Genomic DNA, 633 nt, shown 5'->3' with positions numbered 1-633 from the left:
GCAGCTTGGGCACCCCCAAGTCGGCGCCCGACCCAGGGACTCAAGTGCTCTCGGTTGCGGTACATCGACTGCGCTGTTCATCGTCGCTGCTCGTCCCTCACAGCTTCTTCTCCCTCTGCAGTCTCCGTACCGAAACCGCACAATCTCTTCGATTGTGGCCAGTCTCATTCCTCATTCTTCGTCATTAGATCTGTCACACCTCTGGCATTAGTAATAAACGAGGTAAAGTCATTTTCATGATGACGGTGCATATCCTCTCTGCGGGAGACGGTTATGCCTATTACACAAACGAGGTTGCGACCGGTGATGCCCGGCGCGAGAGCGGCCGGGAGCTGGGTGATTACTACACCGCGGACGGTAACCCTCCCGGGGTGTGGGTTGGTGGGGGAGTGGCCGCGCTGGGTGTTTCCGGTGTTGTCACTGAGGAGCAGATGAAGGCTCTGTACGGTGAGGGGTTGCACCCGGATGCTGAAGCGATGATCATCGCTTTGCAGGCTCAGGGGAAGACGGCGGCGGAGGCGCACGATGCGGTGAAGCTGGGCCGCGCGTACTACGGGTACAGCACCGGTGGCACGGATTTGAGCGCGAAGATTGAGACCGGTTACGGTGACTTCACGCGGATGAATCATCGCG

The 633-nt window shown here is 58.9% G+C and carries 1 protein-coding gene; it reads left to right on the top strand.

The annotated features are described in order from the left end of the window. Nucleotides 1-236: 236 nt before the first annotated feature. A partial coding sequence (locus tag JF66_RS21340) for a relaxase domain-containing protein (RefSeq protein ID WP_035881024.1) occupies nt 237-633 on the top strand: 397 nt, incomplete at its 3' end.

Source organism: Cryobacterium sp. MLB-32 (assembly GCF_000738085.1).
Taxonomy (GTDB): domain Bacteria; phylum Actinomycetota; class Actinomycetes; order Actinomycetales; family Microbacteriaceae; genus Cryobacterium.
The sequence above is the reverse complement of the archived record's forward strand: the minus strand, read 5'-3'. Positions and strand labels throughout refer to the sequence as shown.